Origin of the sequence: Chitinophaga filiformis, from assembly GCF_023100805.1 — a bacterium.
Taxonomy (GTDB): Bacteria; Bacteroidota; Bacteroidia; order Chitinophagales; family Chitinophagaceae; genus Chitinophaga; species Chitinophaga filiformis_B.
The window spans coordinates 8,232,791-8,256,765 of record NZ_CP095855.1 but is presented as its reverse complement, the minus strand read 5'-3'; the positions used below and the strand labels follow the sequence as shown (position 1 = coordinate 8,256,765).

The 23,975-nt window shown below is 46.4% G+C and carries 21 protein-coding genes; 6 read left to right on the top strand and 15 right to left on the bottom strand.

Going from position 1 to position 23,975, the window contains the following annotated elements; genetic code table 11:
- Positions 1 to 14: 14 nt before the first annotated feature.
- The gene (locus MYF79_RS32365; RefSeq protein WP_247811938.1) at positions 15 to 677 is read left to right on the top strand and encodes a hypothetical protein; all 663 of its coding nucleotides are present in this window, start codon (positions 15 to 17) and stop codon (positions 675 to 677) included.
- Between the two features lie 2 nt (positions 678 to 679).
- Here MYF79_RS32365 and MYF79_RS32360 read toward each other — a convergent pair whose 3' ends face one another.
- The 3 genes from MYF79_RS32360 to MYF79_RS32350 all read right to left on the bottom strand — a co-directional run bounded on the left by MYF79_RS32360 (position 680) and on the right by MYF79_RS32350 (position 4,238).
- Positions 680 to 1,615: an NAD(P)H-dependent flavin oxidoreductase gene (locus MYF79_RS32360; RefSeq protein WP_247811937.1), complete on the bottom strand. Its 936-nt coding sequence runs from the start codon at positions 1,613 to 1,615 to the stop codon at positions 680 to 682.
- Positions 1,616 to 1,911: 296 nt separating this feature from the next.
- Entirely contained in the window at positions 1,912 to 2,376 is a 465-nt protein-coding gene (tnpA, locus tag MYF79_RS32355; protein WP_247811936.1) for an IS200/IS605 family transposase, read from the bottom strand.
- An 869-nt stretch (positions 2,377 to 3,245) separates the two neighbouring features.
- A complete protein-coding gene (locus MYF79_RS32350) occupies positions 3,246 to 4,238 on the bottom strand; it encodes a sugar phosphate nucleotidyltransferase (protein WP_106601803.1) in 993 nt (330 codons plus the stop codon).
- 260 nt (positions 4,239 to 4,498) lie between these two features.
- On the opposite strand from MYF79_RS32350, the gene glyA reads away from it, so the two are divergent.
- Positions 4,499 to 5,776 carry a serine hydroxymethyltransferase gene (gene glyA / locus MYF79_RS32345; RefSeq protein ID WP_247811935.1) on the top strand — a complete coding sequence of 426 codons (1,278 nt, stop codon included), beginning with the start codon at positions 4,499 to 4,501 and terminating at the stop codon, positions 5,774 to 5,776.
- 202 nt (positions 5,777 to 5,978) lie between these two features.
- Here the strand turns inward: glyA and MYF79_RS32340 are convergent, their stop codons facing one another.
- Positions 5,979 to 7,052 carry a hypothetical protein gene (locus MYF79_RS32340; RefSeq protein WP_247811934.1) on the bottom strand — a complete coding sequence of 358 codons (1,074 nt, stop codon included), beginning with the start codon at positions 7,050 to 7,052 and terminating at the stop codon, positions 5,979 to 5,981.
- A gap of 228 nt (positions 7,053 to 7,280) precedes the next feature.
- On the opposite strand from MYF79_RS32340, the gene MYF79_RS32335 reads away from it, so the two are divergent.
- Genes MYF79_RS32335 through MYF79_RS32320 form a run of 4 tightly spaced genes read left to right on the top strand, consistent with a single transcriptional unit; the run spans position 7,281 to position 10,048 of the window.
- Positions 7,281 to 8,114, top strand: coding sequence for an ATP-binding cassette domain-containing protein (locus MYF79_RS32335; RefSeq protein ID WP_247811933.1), 834 nt, complete (start codon positions 7,281 to 7,283; stop codon positions 8,112 to 8,114).
- 14 nt (positions 8,115 to 8,128) lie between these two features.
- The gene (locus tag MYF79_RS32330; protein WP_247811932.1) at positions 8,129 to 8,956 is read left to right on the top strand and encodes a hypothetical protein; all 828 of its coding nucleotides are present in this window, start codon (positions 8,129 to 8,131) and stop codon (positions 8,954 to 8,956) included.
- A 30-nt stretch (positions 8,957 to 8,986) separates the two neighbouring features.
- Entirely contained in the window at positions 8,987 to 9,358 is a 372-nt protein-coding gene (locus tag MYF79_RS32325; RefSeq protein ID WP_106601798.1) for a GntR family transcriptional regulator, read from the top strand.
- Between the two features lie 18 nt (positions 9,359 to 9,376).
- Complete coding sequence (locus MYF79_RS32320; RefSeq protein ID WP_247811931.1) at positions 9,377 to 10,048, top strand: hypothetical protein; 672 nt, start codon at positions 9,377 to 9,379, stop codon at positions 10,046 to 10,048.
- Between the two features lie 150 nt (positions 10,049 to 10,198).
- Here MYF79_RS32320 and MYF79_RS32315 read toward each other — a convergent pair whose 3' ends face one another.
- From MYF79_RS32315 to MYF79_RS32265, 11 genes are all read right to left on the bottom strand, one after another.
- Complete coding sequence (locus tag MYF79_RS32315; RefSeq protein WP_247811930.1) at positions 10,199 to 11,374, bottom strand: M20 family metallopeptidase; 1,176 nt, start codon at positions 11,372 to 11,374, stop codon at positions 10,199 to 10,201.
- Positions 11,358 to 11,798 carry an SPOR domain-containing protein gene (locus MYF79_RS32310; protein WP_247811929.1) on the bottom strand — a complete coding sequence of 147 codons (441 nt, stop codon included), beginning with the start codon at positions 11,796 to 11,798 and terminating at the stop codon, positions 11,358 to 11,360. Before MYF79_RS32310 ends, MYF79_RS32315 begins: the two co-directional genes overlap by 17 nt.
- Positions 11,799 to 11,852: 54 nt before the next feature.
- On the bottom strand, positions 11,853 to 12,500 hold the full coding sequence (deoC, locus tag MYF79_RS32305; RefSeq protein WP_247811928.1) for a deoxyribose-phosphate aldolase: 648 nt from the start codon (positions 12,498 to 12,500) through the stop codon (positions 11,853 to 11,855).
- 306 nt (positions 12,501 to 12,806) lie between these two features.
- Positions 12,807 to 13,613 (bottom strand): carboxypeptidase-like regulatory domain-containing protein, encoded by an 807-nt coding sequence (locus tag MYF79_RS32300; RefSeq protein WP_247811927.1) that lies wholly within the window; start codon positions 13,611 to 13,613, stop codon positions 12,807 to 12,809.
- Between the two features lie 6 nt (positions 13,614 to 13,619).
- A complete protein-coding gene (locus MYF79_RS32295) occupies positions 13,620 to 14,405 on the bottom strand; it encodes a carboxypeptidase-like regulatory domain-containing protein (RefSeq protein WP_247811926.1) in 786 nt (261 codons plus the stop codon).
- 49 nt (positions 14,406 to 14,454) lie between these two features.
- Positions 14,455 to 15,315 carry a carboxypeptidase-like regulatory domain-containing protein gene (locus MYF79_RS32290; protein WP_247811925.1) on the bottom strand — a complete coding sequence of 287 codons (861 nt, stop codon included), beginning with the start codon at positions 15,313 to 15,315 and terminating at the stop codon, positions 14,455 to 14,457.
- Positions 15,316 to 15,760: 445 nt separating this feature from the next.
- Positions 15,761 to 16,585, bottom strand: a complete 825-nt coding sequence (locus MYF79_RS32285) for a carboxypeptidase-like regulatory domain-containing protein (protein WP_247811924.1) — start codon at positions 16,583 to 16,585, stop codon at positions 15,761 to 15,763.
- Between the two features lie 6 nt (positions 16,586 to 16,591).
- A complete protein-coding gene (locus MYF79_RS32280; protein ID WP_247811923.1) occupies positions 16,592 to 17,377 on the bottom strand; it encodes a carboxypeptidase-like regulatory domain-containing protein in 786 nt (261 codons plus the stop codon).
- 49 nt (positions 17,378 to 17,426) lie between these two features.
- A complete protein-coding gene (locus tag MYF79_RS32275; protein ID WP_247811922.1) occupies positions 17,427 to 18,299 on the bottom strand; it encodes a carboxypeptidase-like regulatory domain-containing protein in 873 nt (290 codons plus the stop codon).
- A gap of 473 nt (positions 18,300 to 18,772) precedes the next feature.
- The gene (gene secA, locus MYF79_RS32270; RefSeq protein ID WP_247811921.1) at positions 18,773 to 22,138 is read right to left on the bottom strand and encodes a preprotein translocase subunit SecA; all 3,366 of its coding nucleotides are present in this window, start codon (positions 22,136 to 22,138) and stop codon (positions 18,773 to 18,775) included.
- A gap of 336 nt (positions 22,139 to 22,474) precedes the next feature.
- The gene (locus tag MYF79_RS32265) at positions 22,475 to 23,143 is read right to left on the bottom strand and encodes a DUF4253 domain-containing protein (protein ID WP_247811920.1); all 669 of its coding nucleotides are present in this window, start codon (positions 23,141 to 23,143) and stop codon (positions 22,475 to 22,477) included.
- Positions 23,144 to 23,975 lie beyond the last annotated feature (832 nt).

Genomic DNA, 23,975 nt, shown 5'->3' with positions numbered 1-23,975 from the left:
ATAGTTATAGTTAAATGAATATTAGAAAGTTATTCGGACTCGGCAGATCGGAACAGAAGACGGGTATTCACGCGGTATCATTCACTGATTTTGGCTGGAAAAAGCGTGCAGAGAGTGCAGATGAAATATCATGGGTGCATCCTACATTTCCAGCGGTGCTTTCCATCAATTATTTTGAATTGCCGCCGGACGTGCCTTACAACAGCCCGGTGGAAGAATTGAGGGATTTTTACCGGCCGATGGTAACCAGAAGTGGTGGCGGCCTGATTAAGGTAGACGTAACAGATATACAGCACCTGCGTTGTATTGAAACGATATTCAAATTACCACGGGAGGAAAGAGGTGTTCTTTACATTGGTGCCTTGACAATTCCTTTTGTGGATCGTAGTTATGTGATCAAGGTGCAGGCGATTGAACAGGGAGCAACCGGTATTCGCGAAGCCATGATATGGCCACAGCTGAATGCTGCAGGTGTGGTGTCGATTGATGAAGCAGGGCGCATGACCGGCTGGTCTGCGGATCCTTACGATAACACCGTCACTGAGGGTTTTCTCATGAATCTTGCTGAAGCCGTACATTATGATGCGCAATTCCCCAGCCATCCCTTAAGTTTAGTGAGAGCTAAACTGGAAGAGATAGTAAGAAGTGTAAAGGTGGCGCCAGAATTATTGCAGTGACTTTAAGGACATAGCTTCTTTCTCGTTACATTAAACTCATCCCATATTTCTTTAACGATATCTCCGGCAGGTTTAAGTGTATGTATCAGTGCACTTACCTGCCCGATTTCGAGTTCTCCTTCCTCCAGGTTGCCTTCAAACATACCCGTCTTTGCACGGGCGCGTCCCAGCAGGTTTTTTAATACTTCCGGGTCTGCGCCCTGATCTTCTGCTGTTTTCACTGTTTCGAAAAAGCTATTCTTCAACAGCCTCACGGGGGTAAGCTTTTTCAGTGCCAACATAGTATCTCCTTCTTTTGCGTCCAATATAGCCTGTTTAAAATGGGGATGAGAGGATGCTTCCGGAGAGGCCACGAACCTGCTCCCCACCTGCACACCTTCTGCTCCCAGCGCAAACGCGGCTGTCATGGCCCTGCCTGATCCTATACCGCCGGCAGCAATAACAGGGATCTGTACTTTCTCACATACCGCGGGAATCAATACCATGGTGGTCGTTTCTTCACGGCCGTTATGTCCGCCGGCTTCAAAGCCTTCCGCAACTACGGCATCAACTCCGGCTGCTTCGCTTTTGGCTGCGAACAGGGCGCTGGACACTACGTGTACAACGGTAATACCAGCTGCTTTCAATGTGGGCGTCCATGTTTTAGGGTTTCCGGCGGATGTAAATACGATAGGTACCTGTTCCGCTATGACAATGTCGATCAGTTTATGAATGTCCGGATACAATAAAGGAATATTTACACCGAATGGTTGTGTTGTAGCCTGTTTACATTTTTGAATGTGCTCCCTCAATGTGTCAGGATACATGCTGCCTGCACCAAGCAGGCCCAATCCACCCGCATTGCTTACAGCGCTGGCCAATCGCCAGCCACTCGCCCATATCATGCCTGCCTGTATAATCGGATATTGTATGTGGAATAATTGTGTGATGCGGTTCATGGGCGTGAAAATAGGATGTTTCGTTGAAATGCGACAAGACCAGACACCTATTTTAGGAAACAAACAACAAACGTCATTAACAAAACGTAATAGGACTCCGTCAGGAGTCCCCGTGTTTGTAGCCCGGGGTGCTAACCCCGGGAATGGGTGTTTGTAGCCCCGGGTGTTAACGCCGGGAACGGGTGTTTGTAATGTTTGGATGTTAACCCACGCAGATATGATATTTGTAGATGTCAACCGCTAATTGGTATTTATCATTTCGGATATGATCGGCTGCTGAACATAACCATTTCCCGTCACCCTTCAATAAATTCAAATATGAATCTGGATTCATAAGGTACTTCAAATTTTTCCAGGAACTCGCGGTATTCCTCCTGAAATGTAACCTTCCTATGATGGTCTTCCTGGTTTAAAACATATTTAACGACATTGTCAATATGAGAATGGGAATATGAAAATACTCCGTAGCCTTCTTGCCAGTTAAATTTACCTCTAACCCATTTTTTGGTATTAATGAATTGATTTGTCTTTGATTTAATATCTCTTACAAAATTCGAAATATGAATATCGGGTCTGAAACCGACAAATAAATGTAAATGATCGGGCATACAGTGTACTGCTAACATTTTAGCGTTCCTTGCCTGAACCAGTGATGTTATGTATTTATGTAATTCTTCCTTGTGCTCGCGGTTGATCAGATTCTGTCTATGCTTTACCGCAAATACGAAATGTAAATAGATTTGTGAATATGTATTGGCCATAAATGGTTGGTTAGCAAACGGAATTGAGGTGTTGCGGTATAAATGTATCGATATAAACGGGGACATATACATGTGTAATAAAAATGAACAAAATGAACATAACATGTGTGGGTGACGGATTAAACCGATATTTTGTAAAACGTCTGTGGTAACCCCGGGGTTACCACCCCGGGCTACAAACACGTGGCTCCTGACGGAGCCGAACGCATTATGTTGGGTGTGTGATTTGTAAACGCGTTGTTGTTATCATCGTTTGGGATTGATGATGGTGGTGTGCCATATCCCCCCGGGGTTACCACCCCGGGCTACAAACACGTGGCTCCTGACGGAGCCGAATGCATTATGTTGGATGTGTGATTTGTAAACGCGTTGTTGTTATTATCGTTTTGGATTGATGATGTTGGTGTGCCATATCCCCGGGGTTACCACCCCGGGCTACAAACACGGGACTCCTGACGGAGCCGAATACATTATGTTGGGTGTGTTGTTTGTGAACGTGTTGTTATTATCGTTTTGGCTTGATGATGGTGGTGTGCCATATCCCCCCGGGGTTACCACCCCGGGCTACAAACACGAGGCTCCTGACGGAGCCGAATGCATTATGTTGGATGTGTGATTTGTAAACGCGTTGTTGTTATTATCGTTTTGGATTGATGATGGTGGTGTGCCATATTACCGTGGTTACCACCCCGGGCTACAAACACGTGGCTCCTGACTGAGCCGAATACATTATGTTGGATGTGTGATTTGTAAACGCGTTGTTGTTATTATCGTTTTGGCTTGATGATGGTGGTGTGCCATATTCCCGTGGTTACCACCCCGGGCTACAAACACGGGACTCCTGACGGAGTCTATTGCGTTATGTTATTTCATCCCAAATCAATTTCCGTATTATCCCCGATATTCAAACTCTGGCTCAAGCCGCGGATATTCGCATCACTACCGATCAATGACGATTTCAATACCACTTCATACAAATTACTGAACGAACCAATAATGGAATCTTTGACGATTGAATAATTGATGACAGTATTATCGCCGATAGCCACGTTAGGTCCGATAATGGAATTTTTGATATTACAGCCCTCTGCAATGCTTACCGGAGGGATAATGATCGTATTCTCATATGGATGCCCCTGGTTACCATGCATTTTATCTTTACTCAGGAGGATGGCATTCGTTTCCAGCAAGGTCTCTTTGCGGCCGCAGTCAAACCAGTTGCTTACCTTGAAAGTTTTGAAGGTAACACCATGCTCTATCATGCATTGCAGGGCGTCCGTCAGCTGGAATTCGTCGTGCGACTTCTTCTGGTTCAGGATATTCTGTTCCAGGCAATCGTATAATTGTGCGGTCTCCTTTATTTTGTAAACACCTACAAGGGCCAGGTTGGACTTGGGAATCTGTGGTTTTTCCACTACCCGGATGATGTTGTTGTCCTCATTCAGTTCGGCTACACCAAAATTGCGCGGATCATCCACCTTTTTCAGACCAAGCATAGACACAGGAGCGGCAATCAGTTCCTGGAAATTGCCTTCGCAGATGGTGTCGCCAAGTACGATCAGGATCTCATCGTCCTGCACTACCTGCCTGGTCAGCAGGATGGCATGTCCGGTACCCTCACGACTGTTCTGCTGTACAAAGTGGCAGGTCAGGTGGGGATATTTCTTTTGGACATAATGCTGGATCTTTTCTCCCAGGTATCCGATCACAAACACAAATTCAGTGATACCCGCTTCCGCCAGCTGGTCTATGATAATGCTTAATATAGTTCTGCCCGCAAGGGGAATTAATGCTTTCGGCTGTGTATATGTATGAGGACGTAGCTTGGTGCCAGCACCGGCTACAGGTATAATGGCCTTCATGTACGCAGGTTAGTTTAAATGATACTTCTCGTTCTCGTACCGAGGGCGTGAAGGTAGAACAAAAAATGAAAATAGTCCATAGGGGCGAGAGGATGAGTTAGCAGTAGCTTGAACTATCGTCTATAGACCGCCGACTTTTCTAGTATTTATAACTGTAGTAATGTGTTTTTGTAGCAAAAAAATCTAGCTGGTATCCTTTATTCACTATGCACTATTCGCAAATTCGATTACCTTTGCAGCAAATTTTCAAAGTACATACAATGCAAAGAGATCTGCAAATATTTAATATCATCGGCCAGGAGCTGGAGCGTCAGCGTCATGGCATTGAATTGATTGCGTCGGAAAACTTTACCAGTCTGCAGGTTATACAGGCTATGGGAACCGTGCTGACCAACAAATATGCGGAAGGCTATCCGGGACGTAGATATTATGGTGGCTGTGAAATCGTGGACCAGAGCGAACAACTGGCTATCGACAGGGCTAAGCAGATCTTTAATGCAGAATATGCGAACGTACAACCGCACTCCGGCGCTCAGGCAAATGCAGCCGTAATGCTGGCTATCCTGAAGCCAGGCGATAAGATCCTGGGACTGGACCTGAGCATGGGTGGTCACCTGACCCACGGCTCTCCGGTAAACTACTCAGGTAAGTTGTACCAGCCTTTCTCCTATGGCGTGAACAAAGAAACCGGCCTGGTAGAATACGATAAAATGGAAGAGATCGCGCTGAGAGAGAAACCGCAACTGATCGTGTGTGGCGCTTCTGCTTACAGCCGTGACTGGGATTACAAACGCATCCGCCAGATCGCTGACCAGGTAGGAGCGTTCGTGATGGCAGATATCGCGCATCCAGCTGGTCTGATCGCTAAAGGACTGCTGAACTCTCCGTTCGAACATTGCCATTTCGTAACCACTACCACCCACAAAACATTGCGTGGTCCGCGTGGTGGCCTGATCATGATGGGTAAGGACTTTGAAAATCCATTCGGTCTGAAAACACCAAAAGGTGAGATCCGTATGATGAGCTCACTGATCGATACTGCCGTATTCCCTGGTATTCAGGGCGGTCCGCTGGAACATGTAATTGCCGCTAAAGCAGTTTCTTTCTTCGAGATCCTGACCGACGAATACGATGCTTACGCAAAACAGATCATCAGAAATGCCCAGGCCATGTCTAAAGCATTCGTTGAAAGAGGCTATGAGATCGTGTCTGGCGGTACAGATAACCACCTGATGCTGATCGACCTGCGCAACAAGAACATTTCCGGTAAAAAAGCAGAACAGGTGCTGGTAAAAGCAGACATCACTGTTAATAAGAACATGGTGCCTTTCGACGATAAATCTGCCTTCGTTACCTCCGGTATCCGTGTCGGCGTACCTGCTATCACAACCCGTGGTATGAAAGAAGAACACATGCCGCAGGTGGTATCCTGGATCGATGAACTGCTGATGGATGCTGATAATGAAGCGCTTATTACTAAGGTGAGAGGTTCAGTGAACGATTTCATGAAGCAGTTCACACTGTACCCTGAATTATAAGTCAATCCGTAATAACGATAAAAAAGAAGCGGCCGTGTCATCTTGACACGGCCGCTTCTTTTTCGGATACCTGATGGCGGCAGGACGTCATTTAAGTAATTCCCAGGGCCTTCGTTTATTTTAATACTTCTCCTCTTGTTTGGATACCTAATAGAGCGCTGAAGCGCATAAGCGAATTCCTGCGCATGTTTTTCCGCTGCGCTTATTTTATATTCCGGGTAATATCTATCTCTTCTCCTTCATTAATGGACTTTGCAAAGTTCCGGATATCCTCATTCCGGATCTTTTTGAACCCCACCACCGTCTTCCCCATCCTGGGGATGAGTGAAAACCCCCAGGCCTGGAACATCTCATCACTGATATCAGAATGACAAAGGGGCATTCCGTTCACCGGATCAAAAACTACAGGCACATGCACTTCCATGCTTGGGGCATTCCGATCAAATGTAGAGAATACGCCGGCAGGAACATAGGCCACCACCGCACTATCGTATACATCTTTCCGGATCAGCCCTTCCAGTTCCTCCTGGTTCACATAACGGATAGGGTAGGGGTAATCCTGTTTGGCCGTCTTGGCTTCAAAGGTGTCGTCCAGCCATTCCTTACACAATACCAGCGTTTTACCTTTCATAAGCACCGCATTGTGCTTGATCTCTTTCTGCAGAATGGTAGAAGATTTGCCATCCAGCTGCTCATTGAAGACAAAGGTAGCCAGCCGCAGGCCCACTGCCAGGTCAACAAAATCCGGGAACCTGTCAGACATGTTCTGGATATAAAAAGGGTACTGAAGGTCACTTTCTATAAAGGTCATGCTAATGACCGGGATGCTGAGATCTTTACTATCCTTCTGCCATATAAGGGGGCCGGTATAGGTACGCGTATACTTGGAATAACGGCTTTTTACACCAGGTTTGACATGCAGCGACTGACAATCCATTACAATGGCGCTCCTGTCATTCTTTTTGCGGATCTTTTCAATTTCTTTTTCTGTTCGCACCTCGATGGTTGCGCTGCCGTTCACTGTCCAGAACTGCCTGACCGCTTCAGGGAAATCCTGATTTAATTGTTTGATAGCCTGCTTATAAGCATTTGCCATTTCAGGGGAACTACGGGCGAGTTGCTTTAAGATCTTCTTATCAGGTTTTTCTTTCACTACAAGGACCCTTGTCCTTTTTTTCATCTTCTCCAGGTCTTTCGTCTTTACGAACTGCGCGGATACCGTAATCGCTGAAAATAAAAGGCTTAAACAAAGCAAGGCTGCTATAGGGCCTTTCATAGGAGTTATTTTTAGTTTAAACCACAAGCAAATATAACCTATTAAAAAGTTTTAATGTGTAGAAATGCTTCTACAGGGAAAAGATGTTGATAATGAAATAGTAAGCTTCAAAAATGGCCCTTCCCCGACCCTGTTTCCTGTCCCTTCCGGAAATTTTTTTGGAATTATCAGGAAAAGCTTCCTACATTTACAGTGTACTAGATATGTAGTACACTAAATCACTAAGCTATGATATCCATCCAGAATCTCTCATTCAGTTACCGTAAGAACAAGCCCCTCTTCGAGCATCTGAACCTGCAACTGGAAGCTGGTCACATCTATGGTTTACTGGGAAAGAACGGAGCCGGTAAATCCAGCCTGCTAAAGCATATTGCCGGTTTGTTATTTCCACAGCAAGGCCATTGTAAAGTATTGGGCTTTGAATCCCGTTACCGTCAACCAGCTTTTTTGCAGAACCTGTTTATGGTCCCTGAAGAATTTTACCTGCCACAGGTACACATCAAAGCATACCTCGCCACCTATGCGCCTTTTTATCCCAACTTCGACCGTAAAGCCTTTCATAACTACCTGGAGGAATTCCATATTCCTTTGGACCAGCGACTGACAGAAATGTCTTACGGACAAAAAAAGAAAGTGCTGATCAGCTTTGGCCTGGCCACCAATACGAAAGCATTGATACTGGATGAACCTACCAATGGATTGGACATCCCTTCCAAAAGCCAGTTCCGTAAGGTGATCGCCGCTGCAGTAAGTGATGAGAAATGCATCGTTATTTCCACTCACCAGGTGCGTGATCTGGATAATCTGATCGACAACATTGTGATCATCGACGATCATAAGATCATCTTCCGCCAGAACGTAGCTGCAGTCACCGACAGGCTCTGTTTTAAGAACGTAACGAATATCGCCGATGCGGAAAATATACTGTTCTCAGATAGTTCTATCCGCGGCCATGCCATTATTATACCCAATGAAGGCGCTGAACACAGTCGCATTGATATGGAACTCCTGTTCAATGCCGTGCTGGAAAAAAGGGAAAGTATCTCTCAAATCTTTAACTAACACTGTAACTCCTTATGCAAACAAATAATGTTTTTAGTGCAGGCCGCTTCGGTCTCTATATGAGAAAGCACCTGGTAGACAATTACCGCATCTACGGCATGTCTGCAATTGTTCTGACAGTGTTGTTGTTAATCATGCTATTACTGAACCTGTCTGACAATTTCAGGGTACAGCCTGCTATTGGCAGATTAATACCCTTGTATTTTATCGGTATGTTTATGACAGGGTTCATCTTCACCAGCTTATCCTTTAGTGAACTGGCCAATAAACCACAGGGAATAGATTACCTGTTATTTCCCGCCTCACAACTGGAAAAATATCTCAGCACATTACTGGTCACCACATTAGGATTCCAGCTGATCTATCACTTTGCCTTTTACCTGGCCTATCTCGGTATAGATGCAATAGTAGTATCACATAGCGGTCAGCATATGAAAAATGATCTTGGCGAAGCGTTCGGTCATGGGCCCCTGGTATATTTCTACTACGCATGGTTTTTCGGGCAGGCGGTGATGTTACTGGGAGCTGTCTACTTTCAGAAGTATACACTTATCAAAACAGTATTCCTGTTCACGATATTTCTGCTGTGCTTATATTTTCTGAATATGCTCTTTTCCTATGGCTTTTTTGGCGGTCGAATGGTGGGCTGGAACGCTCATTTCCCCTTCGTGGGCATCAATGTAATGTTGGGCGAACATCCTTCGGAATACGCTCCGCAAACACATAAATTCCTGATGTTGCCATCGTCTGTGGGAGACGGGCTGTTATTCTTCGCGAAGTACCTGGTCACGCCTATGCTCTGGACTTTGGGATATCTGCGCTTAAGGGATAAAGAGATGTAATTAAGGTCATGCCTGTAAAAAAAATGTTTTATGGAATTCAAAGAATCACAAGCGATATATCTCCAGATCGCAGATCATATGTGTGAGCAGATATTGCTGGACAAGTGGAAGACGGAAGACAGAATTCCTTCTGTGCGGGAGCTGGCAGTGCAGCTGGAAGTGAATCCCAATACTGTAATGCGCACCTGTGAATATCTGCAGCAGTATGAGATCATCTATAACAAAAGAGGGATTGGTTACTTCGTTGCTCCCAACGCAGGAAAGAAAATAAAGCAACTGAAGAAGGAACGCTTTCTTGCCAATGAACTTCCGCAATTCTTCCGCAATATCTATTTACTGGATATAGAACTGGATGAACTAAAAACACACTACGAGAAATATAAAAAATCTCATTTCAGATAATTTACTAAAAAGATATTTATGAAGACAAGTAATAAATTATTACTCGCTTTCGTGGGACTGATCGTGTTGCTGATGTTCCTCTCCGATACCGTGATGTGGGCTAATTATAAAAGAGGAAGAAGCGGAGATGGTTTACTGACCGACGACAATCTCAATATAAAAAGGAACCACGTTACAACCAGTGCATTCAAAGTATTGAAGATAAAAGGCGATGTGGACAGTCATCTGTTTGTTGAAAGCGATGAAAAATACCAGCTGCTTTTCACGTCGGACAAAAACCAGCAGCCCATTTACGCTACTCAAAATGATACGCTGTTTATCGAATTGAAACAGGGGCACTATGTTACGGTGAGATGTCCGGCATTGCAAACGGTGATCTTATCTGAAGGAACCGGGGTCGACATGCAGCAGTTACATCTGCCCGAGCTGAACATCCTGGCAGGTAAATCCTGCAGCATTCGTCTTGTTGATATGCGGGTCAAAGTACTGGATGTGCAGGGAGGTGAAGAAAATAACTTCCAGGCAACCGGAAATAACAGCCGCATAGATTCCATCCATCTGCAGTTAGGAAAATCCAGCGTGTTAAAATCCTACGAAGTGCCTTATGGTCATGTATCCATGTCGGTAGATAGCCTGCAGGAGCTGCAGTTGACGGGAGAATCATTGACCAGTATGAAACAGATCCAATAACTTTTTTTATAACGAAAAGACAAAAAGGCTATGTTGATAGAGGCCCGCTTTCCAGTGGGCCTCTTTTAGTTAAATATTCAAATGAAAGCAATGAAAAAGGCCAGGATATGCATCCCGGCCTTTCATAATATTGTAATAAACGTAGCGTTATTAGAATTGGGTGGCAAGATAGGCCATTGTACCTATCCCTACTTCAATGGCGCTTTCATCTACATCGAAGGTGGGTGTGTGTACGCCGGAGGTGATGCCACGGGACACATTACCTGTGCCCAGTCTGAAAAAGCAGGCTGGTACTATCTGGGAATAGAACGCAAAATCTTCTGCTCCCATGCGCACTTCAGTATCCTCCACGTTTGATAATCCCAGGTAATCTTCTGCCAGGGAACGTGCTTTGCCCGTTACCGCTTCATTGTTATACAGGCAGGGATAACCTACCAGTATCTCAATATCAATTTCAGCGCCCATGGCATGAGCCAGCTCCGTAGCCTGTTTCTTGATGATCTCATGGGCCTTGAAGCGCCATGTTTCGTCCATTGCACGGAAGGTGCCCATCAGCTTTACCTCGCTGGGAATGACGTTGGTGGTATATCCGCCGTTGAAAGCACAGATGCTCAACACGGAAGGAGAGAAGGGATTATTATTACGGCTGATGACCTGCTGGAGGCTTACCACCAGGTGAGATGCCACCAGGATCGTATCTACTGTGAGGTGAGGCAATGCCGCATGACCGCCCTTCCCTTTGATGGTAATATAGATCTCATCTGCACTGGCCATATACTGACCTGCCCTGAAGCCCAGTTTACCGGCTTCCATGGACGGCTGCACATGCATGCCCAGGATGGCATCGGGACGGGGATTTTCCAGTGCGCCTTCCTGGATCATAAGGCTGGCCCCTCCGGGATGTTTCTCTTCTCCCGGCTGGAACAATACCCTGATGGTTCCCTCAAATTCACCCTTCAGCTGTTGCAGGATGCGGGTAGCGCCCAACACACAGGTGGTGTGTACATCATGCCCGCAGGCATGCATGACCCCGGTATTGAGCGATTTATAAGGTACGTCATTGGCTTCCGTGATAGGAAGTGCGTCAATGTCTGCCCTTAAGGCGATGGTTTTGGAAGACGGATTCTTTCCTTCTATAGTAGCGATAATACCGGTTCCCGCAATACCAGCTGTATAAGACACCCCGAATTCATCCAGTTTCTGTTGCAGGAATTTAGATGTTTCATATTCCTGGAACGATAGTTCGGGATGGGAGTGGATGTGGCGGCGGATAGCAACGAACTCCGGCGCATACTGCTGCGCCAGTTCTTTAATACGATTCTTCATTCCCGGCTTCTTTCTCAGGTGACACATTAATGATGGCTGGTACTACAAATACGCCGCCCGGAAAACTTTCGGAAAGCTTTTCCCGCAGATCGGCTGCCTCTTCCCGGCTCTTGAAGTCACCCACGCGCACCTTGAAATACGGCGCCTGGTAATCCATATAAGTACGGTAATCGGGATATAATTGCATTACACGGGCCTTTATATCGCTGGCCTCATTCCTTTTGTTGGTAGAGATGATCTGTACCCTGAATCCCGGTTGGTTACGGATGGCCAGGGTATTGATGTAGATCTGTTTCCTGATCAGCAGGTCGAGACGCGGGTCTTTTACAACCTTCACGCCACCTGTACTGGCTATCGGGGCATCCTGGGCCATGGCCAGGCCTCCGATCAGCAATCCGGAGAATAATAATATTAAGTGTTTCATATTCATCTGTTTAGGCGGATAATTACGAGGGCAGGGGTCCTGCCATCATCGTAACTATTCTTTCATGAGTGCCACTCCATTGCTCGTTCCTATCCTTGTGGCGCCAGCGTCGATCAGTTCCTTGGCGAACGCAAAGGTACGAATACCGCCGGAAGCTTTTATCTGAATATTTGCCGGCAGATTGGCCCTCATCAGCTGTACGGCTGCTACGGTCGCCCCTTTTTCTGCATAGCCGGTAGAGGTCTTTACAAAATCTACCTGGTATTTGGCATATAGCTGGCAACATTGTATGATCTCTTCTTCCAATAATATGCCACTTTCAATGATCACTTTGATCACCTTTTTATGGTTACGGATGATGGGCATAATGGTTGCGATCTCTTTCTCCACATATTCCCAGTCCTTATTCCGGATGGCCAGTATATTGGCTACCATATCGATCTCGTCTGCCTCATCCACAATGGCCAGCACCGTTTCCGCCACCTTTGCTTCTATAGCAGAATACCCGAAAGGGAACCCGGTAACGGTAGCCACCTTCGTTGTGGTACTGCCTACAAAGGTCTTCGCCAGTTTTACAAAGGGAGGAGGAATACATACTGCGGCAAAATCATATTCTACCGCTTCCATGCAGAGTTTCTTAATGTCTTCCAGTGTGGTAGTTGGCTTGAGGACGGTGTGGTCTATGTATCTGTTGAGTTTCATTGTGACAGGTTTCGCCCACGAAAGTAAGGGAAATCCGGAAATGGGGTGACAGACAGGGGGCAATATTAACAGATCAGGCAGCACTATGCAGTGCTGCCTGAAGGAACGTTTTGTACCGAATAAAAACAAAGGGATCCATTACTGATGCCTGAACTGCAGCCGGGGAGCGGCTCCTGTTTGCCTGCTGCTATAAGGATTCTCCTCAAATAGTGCCGTTAGATGAGCAATTGTTCCATATGCATTTAAAGGGCTGCATGACTATACAGTCATAGATGTCACTGAAGGATCTGCTCCTGCTATGTGCCATCAGTTATTGACAAATACGCCGGCGGCCAATGTACCCTGACTGCTTCGGAATGGGTATACCACTTTTCCGGAAGCCGGGTCCACATAAGTAATGCCGGGCCTGATATTGTTCGACCATCCTATTACCGGCGTATAAAAATATTTCGTCAGCGTATACACCCTTGCATAAATGGAATCGCCAGGAGTAAAATAGTGGCCCAGCAAGCCGGTTGGCATGTGATATATAAATTCTGTGCTGTACTCGTAGTTAGTAGAACTGACATTTGCGTGATGAGAAAAATATACTTCATAATTCCGTGAGGTCAGTATAATGGCTGCCGGCGGTACACTATACCTCACAGAAAAATATCCGGGTGCGCCCGTGTAAAACCAGGCTGAATCCGCAATAGTCTGAACGGGTAACTGAACGATCGATACATCCTGCACCGTCGTGTTCAATGTGCCACCGGAAATATGGGTCTGACCAAACACCTTCATCTCACCAAAACCGTTACGGCTGAATGTCAAATTATAGGTGCCGGTGCCTATGCCATTGAACTGGTAGTAGCCGGCCGTATCGGCCATTGTTTCAAGTGTAGAGTCAGCGCCCAGATGTAAGGTTATTTTGACACTATCCACCGGCCACATTGGTACCGTAAATTGATCAAAAGTAAATACCCTTCCAACGATAGAAGAAGTATCAGCCCCCGGCGGCTTTTGTCCCGGAGGTCCGGGAGGGCCTTCCGGTCCCGCAGGACCAGTAATATCCCAGTTTACGCAGGCTGCCAGAAAAAGGCAGCAGAACAACACTAATATGAGCTGTTTCATATAAGACTATTCAGTGTAAGTAATAGTTGTTTTAATAGAATCTCCCAGATACGGATAAGGTATCTGCATGCCGTTTGTATAATCAAGCCATGTTTTCTGCACCCTGGTTGGCGGAGCCGCAGCGGCAGTTACATAATATTGTTTGCCTGAGGGAATCCCGGAAGCGGATATGATAAACTCTCCATATGCTTCGCCTGTCACACCATTGATATCACGTATCCGGTAGGAGGGCACCTCATTTACCAGCCTGCCGGCTCCCAGAGCGGCAGTTGTATCCAGGAAGAACCTGAAACCGGAAGCACTTGCAGTATTGGAAGGGACCGGCCATTCAAATCTTACCGTTGCTCCTATACGGATGGTATTGTACTCATGTCGGGTAAAACTGCTTATCGATACAAGTCTGGTCGTTATCTGCTGGCTCAGAAAAGTAATGCCTGTGAATTTGTCTATCGCTCCCCCTGCATGCCGCACATACAGGTGCAGGGAGTCATATCCTGATTTTAATATGCGGATGTCATAATTGCCGGGCGGAATAGAATCGAAATGAAAGTATCCCGTAGTATCGGTATAAGCCGTGATCATGCTGTCGATATTGGTGATCTGTAGCAGCACACTGTCCTTCCTGGTGATGAAGGGCCATCCGGCCTGAGTCAGTAAGTCAATATAACCGGTGATATTGCCCGGTGGCCATGTATATGGCGGACCATCTGGTCCTTTGGGGCCGGGAGGCCCTTCTTTAACACATGCCGTGATCAGGCACAAAAAGAATGCGAGAAATATGATATTTTTCATGTGGATGAATTAGGATGGATGATAGTATAAATGCGGATGCATGTGTGCATTATTTCAGACGGAAGTTCCGCATCAATGGATAAATGCCGTCATTGCGTTGCCTGGATTGTTCAAACGGAGGTGTAAAACTTGATGCAGATAATGTAAAAGAACCGAAGACAGGTCCCGTACAAGGATATATAGTACGGCCCTGTTCATCTGTATAGTGAATATCCTTCGGGTTGTCAAATGCCAGAGAGAAAGTAATGTTGGGCGCATTGACCAATATACTGTCGCCATATATCATATACGAGGAGATAACAGGCCCGACGTATTGTGTAGGATAGTCATTAATTGCCTGGTAAGTCCTCGTGTTCTTCACGAAGTTAGTCTTGGGTGGCCCGCCGACACTTAGATATAAGACCACCGCTGTAGGCACCTGCATAGGATCTGAAAACTCAGCGAAGGGGAAGATCTCGTGATTTTCCGGACCTCCATAGGCTATCGGACCAGCCCCCAAACACGGCGGACCGACGTAGATCTGTCCTACGTCCGCATTTTCAAGTTGTGTGTAGTGTGGCCCGCCAGGATGCAGCTGACGGATGATCCGGTAAGTACCATAACCGGCTTTCTTATAGGAAAAGTTATACCGTCCCGCAGGCACCTGGCTGAAACTGTAAGCGCCGCTTGCATCGGTAGTGTCTGCCCAGCCAGTGGAATCAATGGTTACGATCACGCCGGAATAGTCAGCGAGCGCTTTTCCCGTTGAATCATATACGACCACGTTACCCCTGATCTCGCCTTTGAGAGGTACATAGATGCCCGTATCGCCTGGCGGCCCCTGTGGGCCCTGTGGGGCGTCTTTGGTGCATGAGAACAATGAATAAATAGCTGCAAAGCAGCATACGCTGAGAAGGATTTTGGAGCTCATAACATTAAGAGGTTAATCAAAAAATTCAAACAGATAGTACCATGACTATGCATCCTTGAGTCATATAACAAAATCGTCTTGTGTCCCTATTTTCCGGCGGTAAATAGCCTATGTAACTTATAACAGCAATAAACGCTGCAGCATGATGATAAGGTTAATAGAAATAAAACTGTTGATGAAATGAGTGGAATCTATGATTTTTTGAGGTTGATCTGTACGTGTGCTCTTATGCCATTCCAATTGGTTTTACATAATAGTGCGTTTGTTCGCCTGATCAAATCTACGCAAAAAAATCTTTCATCTGCTGCAAAACAGAAAAAAATCTGAAGGGAAAGATCTTCCGCTAACGTTATTTACACCTGCAGCAGCTATTCAAAGGGCGGACATGTTTCACGCCTTGGGAAAGGTGCTATGAACTATCTGTATTTGAAAAAAGAACAGTGATTTAGTAAACCGTGCCAACCAGCGCAGACTCGATGCTTCTGGAAGGATATATCCACAATCCTGTAGCCGGATCTATGTAATAGATAGGCTGTTTCATCTGTTGCCATGCATATCCGTTCGAGTATATTCCCAGGAGGGTATCAGCGATAAAATATCTATCTAAAGTATAGATCCTGCAATACATCGAATCACCTGCTGCAAAGTATTTGTCAAGTGTTGCTTTCGGAATATAGCTCGCGCCATCCATCCGGAAGAGATAGTTATTTGCTGTTACATCTGAATGTTTGGAAAAATAAAAATCAAGATTGCCCGGTATCGGCTGATAGGTGGGATAAGGGATACGCAGCTCAAACTGCAGGCTGAGATCGCCATTCATCATTCTTTGAAACCAGGCAGTATCAACAACGGTCTTTACGGGGATCTGCAGGAGCAGTACATCCGGTGCTCTTGAGCCCTGCTTGCCTCCCGATAAATGTGTCAATCCAAATTTTTTCATTTCGCCAAACCCCGGGCGGCTATATATCAGGTTATATGTACCGGTGCCCATGTTGTGAAAATAATAGTAGCCCGCTGAATCGGCCATTGTCGTAAGTGCAGAGTCTACGCTGACCTGCAAGGTTATCTTTACACTATCCACCGGTGCGATAGGAAAGGTGAGTTCATTAACAGTATATACCCTTCCCCATATAGTACCGGTGTCAGCACCTGGCGGTTTTTGTCCCGGAGGGCCTTGCGGTCCTGCTGGTCCTGCGGGGCCAGTGATCTCCCATTTTACACAGGCTGCCAGACTGAGACAGCAGCATAACACTAATATCAGCTGTTTCATGTTAGATTATTTTGGTAGTATAATGCTTGCTTTTATTGAATCGCCCGGATATGGATAAGGCACCTCCGTCAATGTTGCGTAATTAAACCATGAACTTCGGGCGAAGTATGGAGGAATGACAACTACTGTAACGTAGACTCGGGTGACTGCTTTGAGCAGGGAGTCTTCCGTTCTGAAGTATCCATGCAAACTACCCTTGGTATTATCTATGTTCATCATGTTGTCGGCGAATCCGTAAAAAGTGCTCAGCGACCTGCCGGATCCGGGAACGGACGAGGTATCAAGAAAGGCCGTAATAGCCACTTTGCCGGCTATAAATGGCTGCGGCCATTCAAAAATAGCTTTAACATCTATATGAGGGAAGATGTAGCTTCGGAGGGTATCGAGCGTGATGGACAGCAGTTTTGTTGTCACCGGCTTACTCATCGTGGTGAAGCCGGTGAATTTGTCCAACATCCCACCTGCATGCTGTACATACATATGAAGTGAATCAAAGCCTGGTTTCGATATACTGATGTCATAGTTTCCCGGCGGAAGTCCGCGGAGATTAAAATGGCCGTTAGAATCGGTATATGCCCTGAAAATGCTGTCCGCATTATATGTATGTAATAAGACACTGTCTCCTCTCCCGATCAGATCTCCGAATTGATCGTGCAATTCAATATAGCCCGTTATGTTGCCCGGTGGCCATGCATACGGTGGGCCGTCTGGTCCTTTGGGGCCTACGGGACCTTCTTTGATGCATGCCATGATCAGGCATAAGAAGAGAGACAGGGACGCAATCTTTTTCATATGGATGAATTGAAAATGATTATCATATGCTACGCACATGAATATAGCTTTAGTGCAAACGGAATTTCCGCAACAGGGGATAGATGCCATCATTGGCTTTCCTGGCGGGGAAGTCTTTGACGTATTGGAAAGGAAAGGGGGACATTGCAAATGTGGCGAGCGGTTTCCCCGTACATGGATATACCACATGTCCCTCTTCATCGATGTAATGGATATCCCTGATATTGTCAAACGCGAAGAACATATAAAGGAGTTCCGCCCTGAGGAGGGTAGTATCGTTCTGGATCACGGAAGACGGAATCGGGTCCGTCTGATAATACAGTTCGTTTACACGGGCATCCTTATTGAAAGGATACCTGATGGCGGCCCTGGAGTTTGTTGCAGAAACACCAGGCGTGTTGTTGACATATATTACGGAAGCGACCGGAATGCGATAGGGAGATGCAAATTCAACGTACGGAAAGATCTCCGGATAGTGCATGGTACCTATCGATATCAGCTCAAAATGAATGACTGGCGGCCCGTCATAGATCTTGCCCACATCCGCATTTACAAGGTGCGTTGCCTGCGGCCCTCCGGGATGTAACTGACGTACAATGCGGTAAGTACCATAACCGTCCTTCTTAAAAGAAAAATTATATCTGCCTGCCGGCACATCGTGGAAAAAGTAAGCGCCACTGGTATCTGTCATGGTTGAAATACCTAATGAATCTATTATCACCTGCACACCGGAATAATCGGCAAGCGACCTTCCCAGTGAGTCATATACGGCTACTGTGCCGCTGATGTCTCCTTTTGGAGGGATATATGCTCCTGTATCTCCCGGAGGCCCGGGAGGCCCCTTAAACTCATCTTTAGTACATGAGGACATTGAATAGAATGCCAGCAGACAGCATAGGCTGAAGATGATTTTGGTGGTCATACATATGAGGTTATCAAAGTAAGTAAACAGGATTTAACGATGAATCGGATACATATATGACATATGAGATAGCCCTGCGTTTCGACATATCCAGGCGTTGGCAGATCCAATGCATTACAACAGCAAGAAACTTGTTGTATATATTAGACAATCCGGAAGAATAAAACTATTGGCAATCGGGGTGGTGTTGCAGATCTTTTGAGGTAGATCTGATAGTGTTCTCGTACCCTGCTGTTTGTCCTTAAAAAGCAATAAGACGACGTTGGTCCTCCAAATCTACGTAAAAATATGTGTAGGCTGCGCAGGGAAATAGCAAAATATTATCTGCTTTCGATTTCAATAAAGAAGCTGCCAGGGTTAAATCGGGGCCTGGCGTATTGTTTAAGGCCTGTCGGGGCGCCATCAGGTATTTGGAAAAAAATAGCCTGTATCAATTCGATACAGGCTATTCCAGTTATATCTATACGGAAGAACTAAAGATCTTTTCCGTGACATTGTTTAAACTTCTTTCCGCTTCCGCAAGGACAAGGATCATTCCTGCCTACTTTCGGACCTGCTTTCACGGGTTCCTGTTTTGATGGTTCTGCATTGGTTGCATATTCTTCCACCATAGTTTGTCCGTTGCTGCTTTCGAATTCCTGATGAGAAGCACGCATGCGGCTCATATCGGTCTTTTCTTCATGTCCCTCACGGATCTGCGGTTGCGCAGGACGTTGTGGGGCCTGTTGCTGCTGTTGTTGCTGCTGCTGAGGCGGACGATTGTCTTCCTGAACAGGAATGCCTGATCTGCAGAGGAATGATACGATCTCGCGGCTGGTCTCGGCATTCAGTTCTTTAAAGAGCTCGAATGCTTCGAATTTATAGATCAGCAATGGATCTTTCTGTTCGTAAACGGCTCCCTGAACGGATTGTTTCAGGTCGTCCATTGCACGCAGATGTTCTTTCCATGCATCATCGATCAATGAAAGCGTAATGCTGCGCTCCAGTGCATTGATAGTTTCGTAACCCTTGGTCTCTACTACTTTCTGCAGGTTGGCCAGTACGTTCATACCGCGTTTACCATCAGTGAACGGGATAGAGATATTCTCGATATGATGCCCCTGTTCGCGGTGGATCTGCTCAATAACAGGCAGTGTATTTTCCGCGAGTTCAGTTGTTTTACGTTCGTAGCTTTCTTTTGCCTGCTGATAAAGACGGCCGGCAAGTGTATTGATATCAGTACGGGCCAGGTCTTCCTGGGTAATGTCTGTATCAATAGCAAAATTGACGATCACATCCAGTTTGAAGGCTTCATGGTCACCGGAATCTTTGTGCGTGGTAACCAGTTTCTCTGCTACATCATAGAACGCGTTGTCGATATCGATGGCCAGACGTTCACCAAACAGGGCGTGATTACGTTTGTTGTAGATCACAGTACGCTGTTTGTTCATCACATCATCATATTCGAGGAGACGCTTACGGATACCAAAGTTGTTTTCTTCTACTTTACGCTGTGCTCTTTCGATAGATTTGGTGATCATGCTGTGCTGGATCACTTCACCTTCTTTATAGCCCATGCGGTCCATCAGACCGGCAATACGGTCAGAACCGAACATACGCATCAGGTCATCTTCCAGAGACACGAAGAACTGTGAAGTACCGGGATCTCCCTGACGACCGGCACGACCACGCAACTGACGGTCTACACGGCGGCTTTCATGGCGTTCAGTACCGATGATGGCAAGACCACCCGCTTCTTTCACACCAGGTCCGAGTTTGATATCCGTACCACGACCTGCCATGTTGGTAGCGATGGTCACAGCGCCGGCCAAACCAGCCTCTGCTACTATCTGCGCTTCACGGGCGTGCTGTTTCGCGTTCAATACATTGTGTGGCACCTTTTCGAAGGTGAGCATCTTGCTCAGCAATTCGGATACCTCTACGGAGGTGGTACCCACCAGTACCGGACGACCAGCGGTCTGTAGTATCTTGATCTCTTCTATAACGGCTTTGTACTTGTCGCGCTTGGTTTTGTAAACGAGGTCTTCCGCATCCTTACGGGTAATAGGCAGGTTGGTGGGGATGGTTACCACATCCAGCTTGTAGATTTCCCAGAACTCACCGGCTTCTGTAGTAGCCGTACCGGTCATACCCGCCAGTTTGTGATACATACGGAAGTAGTTCTGCAGGGTTACGGTAGCGAAGGTCTGCGTAGCAGCTTCCACTTTCACGTTTTCCTTTGCTTCAATCGCCTGGTGCAGACCGTCGGAGTAACGACGGCCATCCAGGATACGGCCTGTCTGTTCGTCTACTATTTTTACTTTACCTTCCATTACCACATATTCCACGTCTTTATCGAAGAGGGTATATGCCTTCAGCAACTGCTGAACGGAATGGATACGGTCGGATTTCTGAGCGAAGTCCTGCAGGAGCGCTTCTTTGCGACGGAGCTTTTCGTCTGCGGACTCTTTGCTTTTTTCTATTTCTGCTATTTCAGATCCAACGTCGGGCATGATGAAGAAGTGTGGGTCTTCACCGGCTTTGGTGATCAGGCCGATACCTTTTTCAGTCAGGTCAACGCTGTTGTTTTTTTCGTCGATGGTGAAGTACAGTTCTTCATCTACTTTCGGCATTTCACGTTGCTGATCTGCCAGGTAGTAGTTTTCAGCTTTCTGTAACAGCACTTTTACACCAGGTTCACTGAGGTACTTGATCAGGGCGCTGTTCTTTGGTAAACCACGCCATGCACGCATCAGGGCCAGACCACCGGTTTTCGGATCGTCTTTACCTTCAGCTATCAGTTTCTTTGCCTCGATCAGGAACTGGTTGGTAGCTCTGCGTTGTGCGTCTACCAGCTGCTGGATACGTGGTTTTAATGCGTAGAACTCCTGTTCTTCTCCACGGGGGATAGGACCGGAGATGATGAGCGGTGTACGGGCATCGTCGATCAGTACGCTATCCACCTCATCGACCATGGCAAAGTGGTGTTTACGCTGTACCATTTCGTCCGGGCTATGCACCATGTTATCACGCAGGTAGTCAAAGCCGAACTCATTATTTGTACCATAGGTAATATCCGCGAGGTAGGCATTGCGACGCTCAGGGGTATTAGGCTGGTGTTTATCAATACAGTCTACCGTAATGCCGAGGAATTCGAAGATAGGACCATTCCATTCGGAGTCACGACGAGCCAGGTAGTCGTTCACTGTTACCACATGCACACCTTCACCGCCAAGGGCGTTCAGGTAGGCAGGGAGAGTGGAAACGAGGGTTTTACCTTCACCCGTAGCCATTTCGGAGATCTTACCCTGGTGAAGCACGATACCACCGATGAGCTGTACATCGTAATGTACCATGTTCCATGTAACGGTATTACCTGCAGCCGTCCAGGTATTTTTCCACGTCACATTGTCACCTTCTATAGTGACATAATCCTTTTTCACTGCCAGTTGCCTGTCCAGCGGAGTAGCCGTGGCCGTGATGGTCGGGTTCTGTGAAAAGCGGCGCGCAGTTTCTTTCACAACGGCGAAGGCTTCAGGCAGGATCTCCTTCAGTACTTCTTCCAGCTGTGTATCACGATCTTTCTTTAATTTATCAATCTCCTGGTAGATAGTATCTTTCTCTGCTACGTCATGTACATTTTCAGCCGCAGCTTTCTTTTCGGCAATGGTACCGTCGATTTTTGACAGATGCGTACTGATACGCAGGCGGAACTCCTGCGTTTTGTTGCGCAGCTGGTCTACAGGAAGGGATTGCAGTTTTTCAAACGCTTCATTGATCTGCCTCACTATAGGCTCGATAGCTTTGATATCTCTCTCCGACTTGTGCCCGCCAAAAAGTTTAGTTAAAAAACCTAACATGTTGTGTTTATTACGAATGATTGTTAAAACAGTTGTACAGTCAAAGGACGATAGTCCTATCGTGCCTGACTACCTTACCCAAATATTGTGCTTATGCAGCATCGGATGACAAGCTGTCAGACTGGAAACCCGGTTTTGGCAAGGCCTGTAAAATTAGGAATTATTTGCACATAGTGAAGGCTAAATGCCGTATTATGGCAGGCGCGCGCCTATTTTTAGGCAGAATACAGCAGGGTAGGGGCCTTTAAAGGAAGCGGAAGCTGTTAGCGGGTGCAAAAAAGCCGCCCCGGCTGACCGGAACGGCTTCAAATGTTAAAATACTGTTATTTAATCTGTTTAATCCCACCAAAGGAATAAGCGCCTGGTATGTAACATTTCGGCAGCCAGGTTCTCTACGGTCTCAGTGCCCTGTTCTGTCAGGTCCGGACAGAAGGCAGCAACTTCGCTGGCAAATGAGAGGGCCCCGGGCGATGTGAGTTTGAGCAGATGCACTTCCACCCAGTCTGCATCGGCGCCCGTGATCTCGAAAGGCTGTTGTTGATACCACTCATGCAATTTCAGCATAATGCTGTCATTGCTGATGTTATAATTCGCACCGGTAGTAGCCCGGAATTTTACGATATCGAATTGATTCCTGCTTTTCAGGACGGCAAATTTATCGGGAGTAGTGCCAAAATTTTCTTCTGATTTGAACAACAGGTATCCCTGTTCTTTTAATGATGTTCTGAGCTGTTCATAATGTTCGGCATTATCTGCATTCACTTCGTACTCGAATTGCAGTGCATCTCCCAGTGTAGTGTTGTCGATTGCCTCGTCTGATGTTGGTTTTAATCTGTTAATGTTGCCAGGTACTGTTTCTCTTAGTGCGTCAATAATTGCGTGATCGTAGTGCATTGCGTCTGCCAGTGCGTAGTCTTTTGTCGACGAAGGAAATTTCTGTTTTCCGGCAGCGCTACAGCCATACATCACAGTTGCCAGCGATAAGGATAATAGGATTCTACTCATAGGATTTACTGAAATATTAAATAAAAGTACAAAATGTTTGTATAGCGGACTGATGAAGAATTGTCATTAGTTGTTGTAGTGAATCCGTGGTTTCAGACAGAACGGCGGTCTGAGCATTTTGATCATTACTCGGGATGTATTAGTGCAGATTAAGTTTTCATATTGGGATATATAATTGCCGGTTTGATTGTTTAGCAGAGGTTCGCTCGAGGTAGCCTCATCTTCCCTTAATCTTCCGTTCCGCAACGGAAGATTAAGGGAAGATGAGGCTACCTCGAGCGAACCTTGACCGAACCTCGACTGGACCTTATCTTAATCAGGATCGGGTTGAACCGGGAGACCGCCATTTTCGGTTCTTCGAGAGGTATAATTCATTATGGCTGCAATCCAGGAAAACAACACAAGATTCACTTAGGGGCCGTTTTGGGGAATAACCACTGTTTGGAGTATAGTATGTATCCGGTACCAACGGTGTACCAGTAGTCTTAACTTACGTTAAACTTACGTTCAAGACGTAAGATGAACGTAAGTTAAGACTACTGGTGCTATAGAGATACCGAACATGTACGCTACTGTCAGTTACTAAGGCCTACATGCTAACAAACGCAAACAACAAAACATAATAGGACTCCGTCAGGAGTCCAGGTGTTTGTAGCCCGTAGCGATAGCTACGGGGGAAAACGAGAACGTGAAACGAAACACGGAACACGGGGAACGAAACGGCGAACGGAACACGGAACGCGGGGAACGGGAACCGGAATACGGAACTGGAACGTGAAACGAAAAACAGAACACGGGGAACGAAACGGCGAACGGAACATGGAACGCGGGG